The following is a 14176-nucleotide window of genomic DNA, read 5'->3' on the forward strand; positions in this document are numbered from 1 at the left end:
GATAAATTATTGGGACATTATAAGAAAGGAACAGCTGCTTTTTCGCTTGCAGCGACGGTGAGAGTATGGAAAAAAACGTAATTTGGAGCGCAGAAGATGTAATCAATAAATGTAAAGAATACATGAATGAAGAACATGTGGCGATCGTACAAAAAGCTTGTGATTTTGCCACATATGTTCATCGTGAACAATTTAGAAAGTCAGGCGAACCATACATCGTACACCCGATTCAAGTAGCTGCAATTTTAGCGGAATTAAAGATGGATCCAGAGACGGTCGGTGCCGGCTTTTTACATGATGTAGTCGAAGATACCCCTGTTATTTTGGCCGATATTGGTGAGTTATTTGGCAATGATATTGAAGTTATTGTTGATGGGGTAACAAAATTAAGTAAGATTCGCTATAAATCTCATCAAGAGCAATTAGCAGAAAATCACCGTAAACTATTATTGGCGATGTCAAAAGACTTACGCGTGATCATTGTGAAATTAGCGGACCGCTTGCATAATATGCGGACCTTAAAACATTTGCGCCCTGATAAGCAAAGACGGATCGCCAATGAGACTTTAGAAATTTATGCTCCTTTGGCTGATCGTTTAGGTATCAGTACGATCAAATGGGAACTAGAAGATACGTCTTTGCGCTATTTAAACCCACAACAATACTACCGAATCGTTCATTTGATGAACTCAAGGCGTGCTGAGCGCTTGGAATATATTAATGAAGCAATTTCTGAGATTCAAACAGCGATCGGGGATCTTAACTTGAAAGACTGTGAAATCTATGGTCGCCCTAAGCATATCTATTCGATCTATCGTAAGATGCGTGATCAACATAAACAGTTTAGTCAAATTTATGATCTATTAGCGATTCGTGTGATCGTTAAATCGATCAAGGATTGTTATGCCGTTTTAGGTGCGATCCATACGAAGTGGACGCCGATGCCTGGGCGTTTTAAAGATTATATTGCTATGCCAAAAGCCAACATGTACCAGTCTTTGCATACAACTTTGATTGGTCCAAATGGTACGCCGTTTGAAGTGCAGATCCGAACAGAAGAAATGCACCGGGTCGCCGAATATGGGATCGCTGCTCACTGGGCATATAAAGAAGGTAAAACTGATGGGGTCAAAGAGACGACTACCGGGGAGAAACTAAATCTCTTTAAAGAAATCATTGAACTTCAAAATGAAGCTAGTGATGCCAGTGATTTCATGGAAAGTGTTAAAGGTGATCTTTTCAGTGATCGTGTTTATGTTTTTACTCCTAAAGGCGATGTATTTGAACTTCCTAAAGGAGCTGGACCACTTGATATGGCGTATTCGATCCACACCGAGATCGGTAACCATACTACTGGTGCAAAAGTAAACGGTAAGATCGTTCCTCTTGATTATCAGGTTAAAAATGGTGATATCGTTGATATTTTGACTTCACAAAATTCAGCCGGTCCAAGTCGTGACTGGTTAGATCTAGTTCATACGAATAAAGCGCGTAATAAGATCAGACGCTTCTTTAAACAACAAGATCGTTTACAAAATATCGATCGCGGAAAAGATATTTTAGAAACGGCGTTAAGTGAAGCTGGCTTTAATGTTCATGATGTTTTGACTCGTGAAAATCTGAAGCGTGTCTTAGAAAAACGGCATATTTCAACGGAAGAAGATCTCTATGCTGCCTTAGGTTATGGTGAAATTCAACCGGCTGGTGTTATTAACATTTTGACCCAAGACATTCGAGAAAAACAAGAACTTGAACGCAAGCAACAACAAGAAAAAGAACTGTTAGAAGATCATAAAGAGATCAAAAATACTACACATAAGTCTAATTCTAAGAGTGATGAAAGTATTTTGATCGAAGGAATCGATAATCTATTAGTGCGCTTAAGTCATTGTTGTAATCCGATTCCTGGTGATGATATTGTCGGTTATATTACTAAGGGACGTGGGGTTTCGGTCCATCGTGTTGACTGTCCTAATGTCAAAAATGCCGAAAAGAGCGGAACTCGTTTGATCGATGTAAGTTGGAATATCGTGCCTGATGGACGTACCCATTATAATAGTGACCTTGAGATCCAAGGTTACAATCGTTCAGGTTTATTGAATGATGTTTTACAAGCTATCAATAATACGACTAAACAATTAAATTCGATCAACGGCCGAATCGACCACAACAAGATGGCAACGATCGATGTAACTGTTGGGATCAAGGATAAAGTTCACTTACAACGGGTAATGGATAATATCAAACGTGTTCCGGATGTTTACGTGGTCAAACGAACAATTCATTAAGTGAGGTAAAAAAGTGCGAGTAGTTTTACAACGAGTAAAGAAAGCTAGTGTAGCGATCGATAATCAAACAGTAGGAACAATTGGGCAAGGGTTATTACTATTAGTCGGGTTTCAAGCCGATGATGGTAGTGAACAAATTGATTATTTGGTCAAAAAAATTGCTAACTGTCGTATTTTCAGTGATGAAGACGATAAATTGAATTTGAATGTGCAACAAGTTAACGGCAAAATTTTATCGGTTTCTCAATTTACCCTTTATGCGGATACGAAAAAAGGCAATCGTCCGAGTTTTACCCGGGCGCAAGACCCTAAGATCGCTAGTAAAAACTATGATGAATTCAATCAAAAATTACGTGCGCTAGGGATTGAAGTCCAAACAGGAAAATTTGGGGCGGACATGCAGGTGAGTTTAGTAAATGATGGTCCGGTAACGATCATTTTTGATACTGACAACAAGTAGGTGAAGTAAATGCAATACCAAAATTATTTCTTTGACTTTGATGGGACTTTGTATAATACGTATCCAGGGATGGTCAAAGCCTTTGTTCAGGCTTTTGAAAATCAGGGTGTTACCTTAGATGTAGCTGAAGTCTATCAAGTGATGCGAGAGGATTCGGTTCGCGAAGCTTATCGACGTTATACTACACCAAATTTAGATGCGACTAAATTACACGCTGATTATCGCGATTTTGAAAAAGAGTTTCGGGCTTTAGCTAAGCCGTTTTCAGGAGCACGTGAGTTGTTAGGAAAAATTAAGGCTGCTGGCGGGCAGAGCTTTTTATTAACACACCGTGATCGGAGTTCTCTTGCATTACTAGAACGAGATGATCTCTTAAAATATTTTACTGATTATTCAACTTCTGATGATGGTTTTAAGCGTAAACCTGATCCAGAAGCATTGAATCACTTAGTAACTAAACATCACTTAGATCCTCAAGTTTCGGTAATGGTCGGTGATCGCTTGTTAGATATTCAGGCAGGGCATAATGCTAAAATGGCGGGAATTTTATTTGATCCCGATAAGATGATTGCCGAAGATACTAAGGCACAGCAAGTTGTGGTGTCTTTAGTTGAGATCAAATAACAAAAAATATGGGAGTTATATAAAACGAAAGTCTTGCTAGGATTAGTAGCGTGATTACGAAACTGATTTTGCACAAATTTGAAAAAAATTTTGCATTTGAGGTTTTAGAGCTATGTAGTTTTGTATGACTCCAAAACAATTAGTAGATGCTATTGATATGGGTGATTGTTTTAGAGCTATGTAGTTTTGTATGACTCCAAAACTAGGCATATTCGTTATTTCCACGAGGTTGAGTTTTAGAGCTATGTAGTTTTGTATGACTCCAAAACTTTAACGTAGAAGTATATTGCCATGATCCCGTTTTAGAGCTATGTAGTTTTGTATGACTCCAAAACACTCGGGTTACGTGGTGCAAACTGCTAGCTGTTTTAGAGCTATGTAGTTTTGTATGACTCCAAAACATTACGAGCGGTATAAATTGGATCGCTACAGTTTTAGAGCTATGTAGTTTTGTATGACTCCAAAACATAAGTCATCGCTGATCTGTGCTTAAAGTTGTTTTAGAGCTATGTAGTTTTGTATGACTCCAAAACAGATGAAGTAGGTGCCTTAAGTAATGCTGAGTTTTAGAGCTATGTAGTTTTGTATGACTCCAAAACTCGTTGTTTGATACTGTATAAATCATGATAGTTTTAGAGCTATGTAGTTTTGTATGACTCCAAAACGATGAATAGCGATGAATATAACAATCAAGTGTTTTAGAGCTATGTAGTTTTAGCAAAATTAAATATTTCTAGATAAACTCTATAAGAATGGTAGCGACTGTTTTTATAGAGTTTATTATTGTACTTTTCAAAATCAGCGGATAAAAAAACTGTGTAACGAAAAAAATTCATTACACAGTAAAAAATATTGTTTGTGTTACTTAGTCGATAAGTTGAAACATTAAGATCCCGGCAGCGACAGCTACATTTAGTGATTCCGCATGTCCTTTGATCGGAATATATAGATTTAAAGAAGTTTTATTTAAAAGTTCAGGATCCATTCCGTTGCCTTCGTTACCCATGATCAAAGCGAAGTCTTGGTGACGCCCAACTTGGTCATAACTACGAGCTGCTTCATTTAATTCACTACCAAAAACAGGTTTGGCTTGTGCTTTAAAAGCATCGACCCAAGTTAAAAGATCTGCGCTGACTAAGTCAATGTGAAATTGACTGCCTTGCATTGACCGAACAACTTTAGGTTGATACATATCTGCTGTATTTTTGCCGAAAACGACTCCTTTAAACCCTGCAGCATCAGATGTTCTGACCATTGTTCCAATATTTCCTGGATCTTGTACTCCATCTAAAAAGAGCCAAGCACCAGAAACCTTTGTTGGATCAATGTTTGTTTGTGTGATTTTGACTTCAGCAAAGATTCCTTGCGGAGTTTTAGTTTCGCTAAGCTGTTTAGCAACTTGTTCGCTGATCGAAATAAGTTCTGTTTCAGTTGGAAGTTCGAGTTCATCAATGTGTTTAAAAGTGGGTGTTACTAAAATTTTAGTGATCGGTTGTTTAGCCTTAAGTGCTTCTTTAACAAGATGCCAACCATCTAGGAGATAACGATTTTCCTTTTGTCGTGCTTTTTTAGTTGCTAATTTTTTCCAATCTTTTACTTGCTGATTGGAAACGGATGTGATTTCTTTCATGATCATAAAACCTCGCTTTATCTAAAAAACAGTATAACATATATTAACTTAGGAAAATGAGATATCTTGATAAGTAATTTAGCGTAAATATGTTATCATAGTCATGAGTCAATTTAGAGAGGTTAAGGGGGATTGGTGATGGAGCAAGAATTTGATAAACGGTGTGACAAATTACGTTCTTTGATGCAAGACGCAAGTGTGGATGCATATTTAGTGACTGATCCGACTAATATTTATTATTTGAGTGGCTTTACTGGGGACGAAGGTTTGCTTTTAGTGACCGAAAAAGGGCGTTATTTGATAACTGATGCCCGCTTCGAAACTCAAATTCAAACTGAACACCCTTGGCTTGAATATAGGATCACTCGCAACTATTTAACGGAAGCTTTAGCACTGTGTGAACAACAAAAAGTAGTCGCGCTAGCTTTTGAAGAGACACTTACCTATCAAATATATGACCAATTGGATGAAACAGCAATGTGTGATATTGTACCTTTAAGTGGTTTGATCGAAAGTTTGCGCGAAATAAAATCACCCGCTGAAATCAAAAAACTAAAGAAAAGTTGTCAACTGGCTAAAGAAGGCTATCAGTATATTCTTGAACATGTTCAAGTGGGGCAAACTGAACTAGAGGTAGCTTTGGAATTAGATTATTTTATGCGAAAAAAAGGGGCAACAAATGCTTCTTTTGCAACGATCGTAGCTTCTGGAACACGCTCAGCTTTACCGCATGGTGTTGCTAGCCCAAAAAAACTTCGGTCAAATGAGTTAGTTACCCTAGATTTTGGTTATTTTCTTAATCATTATACTTCGGATGTAACGCGGGTCTTTGCGTTAGGCGAAGTTCCCTCTAAGTTAGCAGAGATCTATCAAGTTGTAGCTACAGCAAAACAAGCAACAATCGCAGCTATCAGACCAGGGATCGAGACTTGTGAAATTGATGCGATCGGGCGAAACTACATAAAAGAAGCTGGGTATGGAGATTACTTTGAACATGGTATGGGACACGGTATTGGGTTGAGTGTGCACGAGAATCCATATATTGGCAAAATCATCCCTACAGTCTTACAGCCTGGACAAGTGATCACGATCGAACCAGGGATCTATTTACCTGATCTAGGTGGGGTAAGACTAGAAGATGATATTTTAGTCACGGAAAACGGATATGAAAATTTGACTGATTTTGGACAGGAATATCGACAAATTTAGGGGATAACACTTGATTAGCTTGCATTAATAGCCTTGATTTTGATATTATTAAATGTACGAATTATATTTGGATAAGTCTTACAGCTGGTGAGCCGTAGAACTTGTGCGATTATTTTTAGGAGGACTAATATGATTTCTGTAAATGAATTTAAAAATGGTTTGACGATCACTGTTGATGGTGAATTATGGCGTGTGGTTGAATTCCAACACGTTAAACCAGGTAAAGGTTCAGCTTTCGTTCGTTCTAAGTTAAAGAACTTACGTAATGGTGCTGTGCAAGAAAAAACTTTCCGTGCGGGTGAAAAAGTAGAACAAGCACAGATCGATCGTAAGAAGATGCAATATCTATATGCTGATGGTAACAACCATGTCTTCATGGACACAGATACTTATGAACAATTAGAATTGCCAGGTGAAAGCTTGACAGATGAATTGAAGTTCTTGAAAGAAAACATGATCGTTAGTGTTATCATGTATGGTGCTGAAACTTTAGGGGTTGAATTACCAAACACAGTTGATTTGGCAGTTGCTGAAACAGAACCTGGCATTAAAGGTGATACAGCATCTGGTGGTTCAAAACCAGCTACAATGGAAACAGGTGTTGTGGTACAAGTTCCATTCTTCGTTAACGAAGGCGATGTCTTAACGATTAATACTGTTGATGGTACTTATATCTCACGTGCCTAAGTTAGCTTTTTAATGAACGGCGACTATCACAACTTTGATCAGCTTAGTGGTAGGATTTACTACAATGTCCGGTAAGAAAGACAATATGGGATCGGAATTGTATTGACGTAAAAAACTTGAAAACAGATTAAACTTTTTAGAAAGTATTTCTTGTCATAATAATGGAAGGACATTTATGATGGCAGTAAAGAATTTTAAGAAAGGAAATATATAATCTTTCTTGAGCTGTAGAAGATAAATTCTATACTTTTCCATATTTTATATAGCAGGTTTTACGTATGTCTGAAGATAATAATATTGTTTTAACAAGTCAAGAACCTAGTTTAGGCGAGATTCGTTTGGCTCCCGAAGTGATCGAAGTCATTATCGGGATCGCAGCGAGTCAAGTTGACGGCGTGTATTCAATGCGTGGGTCGATCGCAAATAGTTTCTCTGAGTTATTAGGGCGTCAAATTCGCGGTAAAGGTGTAAAGGTCAACAAAGAAGCAGATGAATTAGTTGTTGATGTTTATGTCATCTTGAATTACGGTGTATCTGTGCCAAAAGTTGCAGCACAAATTCAAGAAAAAGTAAAACAACAGGTCCTCTTTATGACCGGGATCGAAATTATGGGTGTGGATGTGCACGTTCAAGGAGTAATTCCTGAAAAGCAAGAACAAACAATTGATCCGAATAATATATTTGGTGAAGAAAATGGTGAAGAATAGTGAGTATTAATAGACATGATACGCGTAAACTAGCCTTTCAAGCACTTTTTGCTTTAAATAGCAATCCAGACGCTTTACCTGAGGATGTTTACGAGGCGCTTTTAGAAGACAATGATGACTTGAGTGCAGTACCGGCCTATTTACCTGAATTAGTTGAAGGTGTGCGCTCGCATCAAACACAGATCGATGAAAAAATCGCTGAACATTTGAGTGCTAATTGGTCGCTCGCTCGCCTCAATAAGACAGACCTTTTGATTTTGCGACTAGCAATTTTTGAAATGCTTTACGTAGACGAAGATGAAGTACCTGCCAAAGTAGCTTTGGACGAAGCTTTACAATTGGCTAAAGAATTTAGTGACGATAAATCGCGCCGTTTTGTAAATGGTGTCTTATCGAATTTGATCTAACAAATACCTGTGCTGAAGTGCTTTGCTTTAGTACAGGTATTTTTCATTAAAAAGACCGACTAAAGTGTGCTAAAATACTAATTATAAAACTAGCTAAGGGTTGTGATTTAAATGACAGTTATGATAGATGGGCGCCAAACCGCGGCAAAGATCCGCAGTGAACTGGCAAAAAAAGCAGAAGTGTTAAAAAATCAGGGAATTACGCCTTGTTTAGCCGTTATTTTAGTCGGTGATGATCCAGCAAGCCAAGTATATGTTCGCAATAAAAAACGAGCAGCAGAAAAAATTGGAATTGAGACTAAAGATCTCCATTTATCTGCGCAAACCGCTCAAAGCGAACTTTTAGAATTGATCGACTCACTAAATGATGATCCAAGTGTGCATGCAATTTTAGTTCAGATGCCATTACCAAAGCATTTGGATGAAAATGAAGTGATCAATGCGATTTCACCTAAAAAAGATGCTGATGGCTTGCATCCAAAGAATTTAGGTCATCTATTCATGAATGAACCACAAGCTTTACCATGTACCCCACGTGGTATTATGGTCTTACTAGCTGAATATGACATTGGAGTTGCTGGTAAAAATGTAGTGATCATTGGGCGTAGTAATTTAGTTGGTCGGCCGTTGGCAGCAATGATGATCAATGTTGATGCAACAGTTACAGTGGCACATAGCAAGACTAAAAATTTACCTGAGATCGCTAAAAATGCTGATATTTTAGTCGTGGCAACTGGTCGTGCGGAGATGGTCGATCAAAGTTATGTCAAAAAAGGAGCAACTGTGATTGATGTTGGCATCAATCGCTTGCCCGATAACCATTTAGTTGGTGATGTGGATCAAGCAAGTGTTACTGGTGTAGCAGCTTACCTGACGCCTGTTCCTGGTGGTGTTGGACCAATGACGATCGCAATGCTAATGCAACAAACCTTAGAATTAGCGGAAAAGAGTAAGTAATGGAAAAAGAACAATACTTAACGGTTACAGCCTTAACCAAGTATCTTCATCGCAAATTTAGTGCAGATCCCTACTTAAATCGTGTTTATTTAACTGGTGAAGTTTCCAACTATCGGCGTCGCCCGCGTCATCAATATTTTAGTTTAAAAGATGATGGTGCTAAGATTGATGCAGTCATATTTCAGTCTGCTTTCAATCGGCTAAAGTTTGAGTTAGAAGACGGGATGAATGTCTTAGTTGTTGGTCGTGTTGATCTGTATGAACCTAGTGGAAATTACCAGATCACGATCGAAAAAATGGAGCCAGATGGAGTTGGAGCACTTTATCAAGCTTATGAACAATTAAAGGAGAAGTTGGCCAAAGAAGGATTATTTGGCGCCCCGAAAAGAGCGTTGCCTTACTTTCCTAAGCGCATCGCAGTGATCACTAGTCCCTCAGGTGCTGTGATCCGTGACATTATCACTACGACTAGAAGACGCTATCCGATTGCGCAGATCGTCTTATTTCCTGCTGTCGTGCAAGGTGAACAAGCAGCAGATTCTTTAGTTGGCCGTTTAAAAGAGGTCAATGCTCGGGGCGATTTTGATACGATCATTATTGGTCGTGGTGGAGGTTCGATCGAGGATCTATGGCCGTTTAACGAAGAAAAGGTAGCCCGTGCGATCTTTGAGAGTCAAATTCCGATCATTTCATCGGTCGGTCACGAAACAGACACCACGATTGCCGATCTTGTTGCAGATGTTCGAGCAGCAACGCCGACTGCTGCTGCTGAACTGGCTACACCCGTTTTAGCTGATGAAATTTTGCGGATTAAACAAGATCGCTTACGCTTGATTCAAAGCTACCAAGCAATGGTGAAATTACGTGAACAACGATTGCATAAATTACAACATTCATATGTTTTTGTGCAACCAAATCGCTTATATGAGGGATATTTACAAAAATTAGACAATTACAGCACGAAACTAAAGCAAGTTTATCGCGAAAATATTTTGCAAAAGATGCGAACTTTTTCAGAAGTGCAGGAACGTTTGCAAAGTAATTCACCTAAAGAAAAGGTGCTTTTGTCAGAACAACGAGTGATCCAATTACAAAAAGAATTGTTGAATTCAATGAAAAATTATTTGGGTATCAAAGAAAAACGGTTGGTGAAGGTGGCCAGTTCGTTGGATATGTTAAGTCCTTTGAGAGTGATGAATCGTGGCTTTTCGTATGTGACAGTTGATGACCATATCATAAAAACGACTAGTGATGTTAAAGTTGGACAAGAAATAAATTTACATTTAACGGATGGTAAAATCACCGCTGAAGTTACAAAAATTGATGGGAATGAAAAATAATGGCAGAAAATAATTTAAGCTTTGAACAGGAATTACAAATGCTTGAAGGAATCGTTGCTCGCCTTGAACAAGGTGATGTTCCTTTAGAAGAAGCAATGGAGCAATTCCAAAAAGGGGTCGCTTTGAGTAAAAAATTGCAAGAAACCCTTCAAAATGCTGAAAAAACTTTGGCTCAAGTCATAAATGACGAAGGACAAGAAATTGCTTTTGAAGAACCCCAAGAATAATCGAACAGAAGGGAAGAAAGTGAACTTTAAAATTTAAAGGTTCATTGGCAAAGATGGAAGATAAAACGCAGTTAGCAGATTTTCAAGCAGAAGTTTTACCACAACTTGAGACACATATGGGAAAACATTTGGCGACACTTAACAGTGCACCTAAATTGCAAAAAGCAATGAGTTATTCAATTGAGGCGGGCGGTAAACGAATCCGTCCTTTGATGATCCTATTGATTTGTCAAGCAAGAGGACGTGTGTTGGACGATGATGTCTTGAGTGTGGCGGGAAGTTTGGAATTTATGCATACGTATTCGTTGATCCATGATGATCTCCCTGAAATGGATAATGATGATCTTCGTCGTGGAAAGCCAACTAATCACAAAGTGTTTGGTCAAGACATCGCTGTTTTAGCTGGTGATGCGCTTTTGACTGAAGCTATTGGTTGGTTAGCTGAGACTAATTTAGCTCCTGAGTTACAAGTCAAACTAATCAAAAACTTGTCACAAGCTAGCGGGGCTAACGGGATGGTCGCGGGACAGACTGGCGATATTTTGGGCGAACAAAAAACATTGACTCTCACTGAATTAATGGATGTTCACCGTAAAAAAACAGGGATGTTGCTTGAATATGCTTGTGTTGCAGGTGGCCTACTAGTTAATGCTGATGAACAGCAAAGCGAAAATTTGCGTTCTTTTGGACAAAACTTCGGGTTAGCCTTCCAAATCTATGACGATATTTTGGATGTAGTTTCGACGACTGAGAAAATGGGGAAAAAAGTGCATAAAGATCTCGCTGAAAATAAAAACACTTTTCCTCGTTTGTTAGGGCTTGACCAAGCATATGAAGCTTTAAATGAAACGCTTGAGCAGGCAAGAAAAAATCTAGCACAACTGGCAAAAACAGGTTTTGATGTGACTTTACTAGCGCAGTTGTTGGGTTATTTTGAAGCAAAATAAGCTTCAAGTCCGTCGAGCAACTTGCGGACTAAAATGGCAATCTCATCAAATCAAAAATGAGTAGTTGCAAATTGTGGTCTAAATCCGCAAACCTCATTATAATTGAGGTAGTTGACAATATGATTTAAGGATGTAAGTATGAAAAAAGAACGTGTCGATGTATTATTAGTCAAACAAGGGTTATTTGATACGCGTGAACAAGCTAAAAGAGCTGTCATGGCAGGAGAGATCTTAGGTGAAAATGAAGAACGGTTAGATAAACCAGGTGAAAAGATCGATCCAAGTGTTAAACTTCACTTTAAGGGCAAAAAAATGCCTTATGTCAGTCGTGGTGGGTTAAAGCTAGAAAAAGCTCTTAAATCTTTTAAATTAAGTACTAAAAATAAAACGGTACTTGATATTGGTTCTTCGACCGGTGGTTTTACCGATGTAGCCTTGCAAAAGGGAGCTAAGTTGAGTTATGCCTTGGATGTAGGGACTAATCAATTAGCTTGGAAGTTACGCCAAGATGAACGTGTTGTGGTAATGGAAAACACTAATTTTCGCTATAGTAAATTAGCTGATTTTACTTCAGGTCAACCAAATTTTGCTACAATCGACGTTTCGTTTATTTCCTTACATTTGATCTTACCAAATTTACATGACATTATTGCCCCAGGTGGCGATGTGGTTGCCTTGATCAAACCACAATTTGAAGCTGGCAAGGAAAAAGTTGGTAAGCATGGGATCGTACGTGATGAAAAAGTTCACTTAGAAGTAGTTGAAGATATTGTTGGTTTTGCAGCCGAACATGGCTACGATGTTTTAGGCCTAGATTTTTCACCGATCACTGGTGGTGAAGGTAATATCGAATTTCTAGTTCATTTACGCGCCACAAAAGAGAGCGGGCAAATCATGCCAGACATTGATCCTAAAGCCGTAATCAAAAAAGCCCACCAAACTTTACTTCATCAAAATAGTTAGTGGTTAGAAGGGGATGTTTTAGTGAGAAAACAAGATCGTCAGCGTATCATAAAGAAAATAATTCAAGAAAATACTGTCTATCGTCAAGAAGATTTTGTGGCGCTACTTTCGGCTAATGGAGTTGAAGTTACTCAAGCAACGATTTCACGTGATGTCAAAGAAATGCAGTTGATAAAATTACCAACTCCAGATGGTTCTTATCGCTATAGTTTACCAACCACCAAGCAAAATAACACGGAAAAGAAATTAATAAAGGTGTTAAAAGATGCTTATCTGATGTCTGATTGTCACCGTGATATGTGTATGATAAAAGTCCTTCCAGGGAATGGGCCAGCACTTTCAAGTTTAATTTCACAAATGAATTATCCAGAAGTGTTTGCGAGCTTAGGCGATGATGATACAGTTTTGTTATTTGCTCGTTCAAATGAAGATGCTAACGCGATCAATACTAAATTAACGGCGTTGGTCGACGAGACGTAGCTTGATTTTAGATGAAAGGAAAAACTGTTAGTAACTTAACAGCGGGAAAAAATTTTGTTACAGGAGTTAATGATTCGTGATTTTGCGATTATTGATCATTTGACAGTTGATTTTAGTGCAAATATGACTGTTTTAACTGGTGAGACTGGTGCTGGTAAGTCGATCATTATTGATGCTTTGGGTCTGTTAGCTGGGGCACGAGGGTCGGTCGACTTTATTCGTAAAGGCGCTAGTAAATCAATTTTGCAAGGACAGTTTATATTACCACCACATGCAAAAACTTATGACCTTTTACATGAATTTGGTATCGATTGTGAAGATGATACCTTGATTTTACAACGTGATCTTTACCGGAGTGGAAAAAATATTTGTCGGATCAATGGGGTCTTAGTAAATCTAGGTACTTTACGTCAGGTAGGACAAACTTTGATCGATATTCATGGGCAAAATGAAAATCAAGAATTAATGCATCCAGAGCGCCATTTGAATTTAGTAGATGGCTATGAACTAATGATCGCGCAGAAGTTAGCTGATTATCAAATTTTATACCGTGAATATTGTGAATTACGTACGGCGTTGGAAAAAAGAGAAAAAAATGCCCATGAATGGGCTCAGCGCTTAGATATGTTGCAGTTTCAAGTAAACGAGATCAGTGATGCTGAGCTTAAAGTTGGTGAAGAAGAGGAGTTACGTGAGCAAAAAACACGCCTTGATAATTACCAAACGATCCATCAAGCACTTGAATTTAGTTACCAAGCGTTAAATGGTGAAAATCTTGATGTCATGAGTATCTTAGGGAATGTTATGGACGAGCTAGAAAAGATCTCGGAGTTAAATTCGGACTTAGGTGCGATTTATGCTAAAGTTTCTGATGCTTACTATAATTTACAAGATGCTAGCCATGAAGTTTCAGGTCAGTTGAGTGATCTCGAGTGGGACGAAGGTTTACTAAATTCGATTGAAGAACGTTTAGAAACGATTCACCAGTTGAAACGAAAATATGGTGATTCGATCGAAAATATTCTTGATTACTACGAAAAGATCAAAGCTGAACTTGAAGTGATGCAACAAAGTGATGAAAACTTAGATGAGCAAATTGCTAAGGTCAAAGAAGCTGAACAAAAAGCGCGTGATTTAGCCGAGGCACTCAGCACTCTGCGCCATCAAACAGCTAAGCGCTTAGAAAATGCGATCCACGAACAATTAAGTGCGCTTTATATGGACAAAGCGGTCTTTGAGGTACGTTTTTT

15 protein-coding genes and 1 CRISPR repeat array are annotated in these 14176 nt (G+C 38.4%); of the genes, 14 read left to right on the top strand and 1 reads right to left on the bottom strand.

The window, feature by feature from the left end; translation table 11 throughout:
• The first annotated feature begins 65 nt into the window (after positions 1-65).
• From FC32_RS07440 to FC32_RS07450, 3 genes are read left to right on the top strand one after another with little or no spacing between them, the layout of a single operon-like run.
• On the top strand, positions 66-2288 hold the full coding sequence (locus FC32_RS07440) for a RelA/SpoT family protein (RefSeq protein ID WP_056957359.1): 2223 nt from the start codon (positions 66-68) through the stop codon (positions 2286-2288).
• Positions 2289-2301: 13 nt separating this feature from the next.
• A complete protein-coding gene (dtd, locus tag FC32_RS07445; protein WP_025086888.1) occupies positions 2302-2748 on the top strand; it encodes a D-aminoacyl-tRNA deacylase in 447 nt (148 codons plus the stop codon).
• A gap of 9 nt (positions 2749-2757) precedes the next feature.
• A complete protein-coding gene (locus FC32_RS07450; protein WP_025086887.1) occupies positions 2758-3372 on the top strand; it encodes an HAD-IA family hydrolase in 615 nt (204 codons plus the stop codon).
• A gap of 101 nt (positions 3373-3473) precedes the next feature.
• A CRISPR array of direct repeats spans positions 3474-4037; the repeat unit is 36 nt; unit sequence GTTTTAGAGCTATGTAGTTTTGTATGACTCCAAAAC.
• Between the two features lie 200 nt (positions 4038-4237).
• Here the strand turns inward: FC32_RS07450 and FC32_RS07455 are convergent.
• Positions 4238-5002, bottom strand: a complete 765-nt coding sequence (locus FC32_RS07455) for a TrmH family RNA methyltransferase (RefSeq protein WP_025087746.1) — start codon at positions 5000-5002, stop codon at positions 4238-4240.
• Positions 5003-5140: 138 nt separating this feature from the next.
• On the opposite strand from FC32_RS07455, the gene FC32_RS07460 reads away from it, so the two are divergent.
• The 11 genes from FC32_RS07460 to FC32_RS07510 all read left to right on the top strand — a co-directional run.
• On the top strand, positions 5141-6211 hold the full coding sequence (locus tag FC32_RS07460) for a M24 family metallopeptidase (protein ID WP_056957360.1): 1071 nt from the start codon (positions 5141-5143) through the stop codon (positions 6209-6211).
• Positions 6212-6340: 129 nt separating this feature from the next.
• Complete coding sequence (gene efp, locus FC32_RS07465) at positions 6341-6898, top strand: elongation factor P (protein WP_025087747.1); 558 nt, start codon at positions 6341-6343, stop codon at positions 6896-6898.
• A gap of 278 nt (positions 6899-7176) precedes the next feature.
• The gene (locus FC32_RS07470) at positions 7177-7605 is read left to right on the top strand and encodes an Asp23/Gls24 family envelope stress response protein (protein WP_025087748.1); all 429 of its coding nucleotides are present in this window, start codon (positions 7177-7179) and stop codon (positions 7603-7605) included.
• Positions 7605-8012 (top strand): transcription antitermination factor NusB, encoded by a 408-nt coding sequence (gene nusB, locus FC32_RS07475; RefSeq protein ID WP_025087749.1) that lies wholly within the window; start codon positions 7605-7607, stop codon positions 8010-8012. Before FC32_RS07470 ends, nusB begins: the two co-directional genes overlap by 1 nt.
• A gap of 111 nt (positions 8013-8123) precedes the next feature.
• Entirely contained in the window at positions 8124-8969 is an 846-nt protein-coding gene (gene folD / locus FC32_RS07480; protein WP_025087750.1) for a bifunctional methylenetetrahydrofolate dehydrogenase/methenyltetrahydrofolate cyclohydrolase FolD, read from the top strand.
• Positions 8969-10309 carry an exodeoxyribonuclease VII large subunit gene (gene xseA, locus FC32_RS07485; protein ID WP_025087751.1) on the top strand — a complete coding sequence of 447 codons (1341 nt, stop codon included), beginning with the start codon at positions 8969-8971 and terminating at the stop codon, positions 10307-10309. The genes folD and xseA overlap by 1 nt, the downstream gene beginning before the upstream one ends.
• The gene (locus FC32_RS07490; RefSeq protein WP_025087752.1) at positions 10309-10536 is read left to right on the top strand and encodes an exodeoxyribonuclease VII small subunit; all 228 of its coding nucleotides are present in this window, start codon (positions 10309-10311) and stop codon (positions 10534-10536) included. Before xseA ends, FC32_RS07490 begins: the two co-directional genes overlap by 1 nt.
• Positions 10537-10589: 53 nt before the next feature.
• Positions 10590-11483, top strand: a complete 894-nt coding sequence (locus FC32_RS07495) for a polyprenyl synthetase family protein (protein WP_056957437.1) — start codon at positions 10590-10592, stop codon at positions 11481-11483.
• Between the two features lie 138 nt (positions 11484-11621).
• Positions 11622-12446 (top strand): TlyA family RNA methyltransferase, encoded by an 825-nt coding sequence (locus tag FC32_RS07500; RefSeq protein ID WP_025087753.1) that lies wholly within the window; start codon positions 11622-11624, stop codon positions 12444-12446.
• A gap of 21 nt (positions 12447-12467) precedes the next feature.
• Entirely contained in the window at positions 12468-12926 is a 459-nt protein-coding gene (locus FC32_RS07505; RefSeq protein WP_025087754.1) for an arginine repressor, read from the top strand.
• Positions 12927-12980: 54 nt separating this feature from the next.
• Positions 12981-14176: DNA repair protein RecN (locus tag FC32_RS07510; RefSeq protein WP_235804345.1), on the top strand; the 1196-nt coding region annotated here is incomplete at its 3' end.

Source organism: Ligilactobacillus apodemi DSM 16634 = JCM 16172 (assembly GCF_001434405.1).
Lineage (GTDB): Bacteria > Bacillota > Bacilli > Lactobacillales > Lactobacillaceae > Ligilactobacillus > Ligilactobacillus apodemi.

What these genes read in the sequence shown, in the direction of transcription:
- FC32_RS07440 (WP_056957359.1), top strand. Translation starts at nt 66, where the DNA reads ATGGAAAAAAACGTAATTTGGAGCGCAGAAGATGTAATCAATAAATGT.
- FC32_RS07450 (WP_025086887.1), top strand. Translation starts at nt 2,758, where the DNA reads ATGCAATACCAAAATTATTTCTTTGACTTTGATGGGACTTTGTATAAT.
- FC32_RS07455 (WP_025087746.1), bottom strand. Translation starts at nt 5,002, where the DNA reads ATGAAAGAAATCACATCCGTTTCCAATCAGCAAGTAAAAGATTGGAAA.
- FC32_RS07460 (WP_056957360.1), top strand. Translation starts at nt 5,141, where the DNA reads ATGGAGCAAGAATTTGATAAACGGTGTGACAAATTACGTTCTTTGATG.
- efp (WP_025087747.1), top strand. Translation starts at nt 6,341, where the DNA reads ATGATTTCTGTAAATGAATTTAAAAATGGTTTGACGATCACTGTTGAT.
- FC32_RS07470 (WP_025087748.1), top strand. Translation starts at nt 7,177, where the DNA reads ATGTCTGAAGATAATAATATTGTTTTAACAAGTCAAGAACCTAGTTTA.
- folD (WP_025087750.1), top strand. Translation starts at nt 8,124, where the DNA reads ATGACAGTTATGATAGATGGGCGCCAAACCGCGGCAAAGATCCGCAGT.
- xseA (WP_025087751.1), top strand. Translation starts at nt 8,969, where the DNA reads ATGGAAAAAGAACAATACTTAACGGTTACAGCCTTAACCAAGTATCTT.
- FC32_RS07490 (WP_025087752.1), top strand. Translation starts at nt 10,309, where the DNA reads ATGGCAGAAAATAATTTAAGCTTTGAACAGGAATTACAAATGCTTGAA.
- FC32_RS07495 (WP_056957437.1), top strand. Translation starts at nt 10,590, where the DNA reads ATGGAAGATAAAACGCAGTTAGCAGATTTTCAAGCAGAAGTTTTACCA.
- FC32_RS07500 (WP_025087753.1), top strand. Translation starts at nt 11,622, where the DNA reads ATGAAAAAAGAACGTGTCGATGTATTATTAGTCAAACAAGGGTTATTT.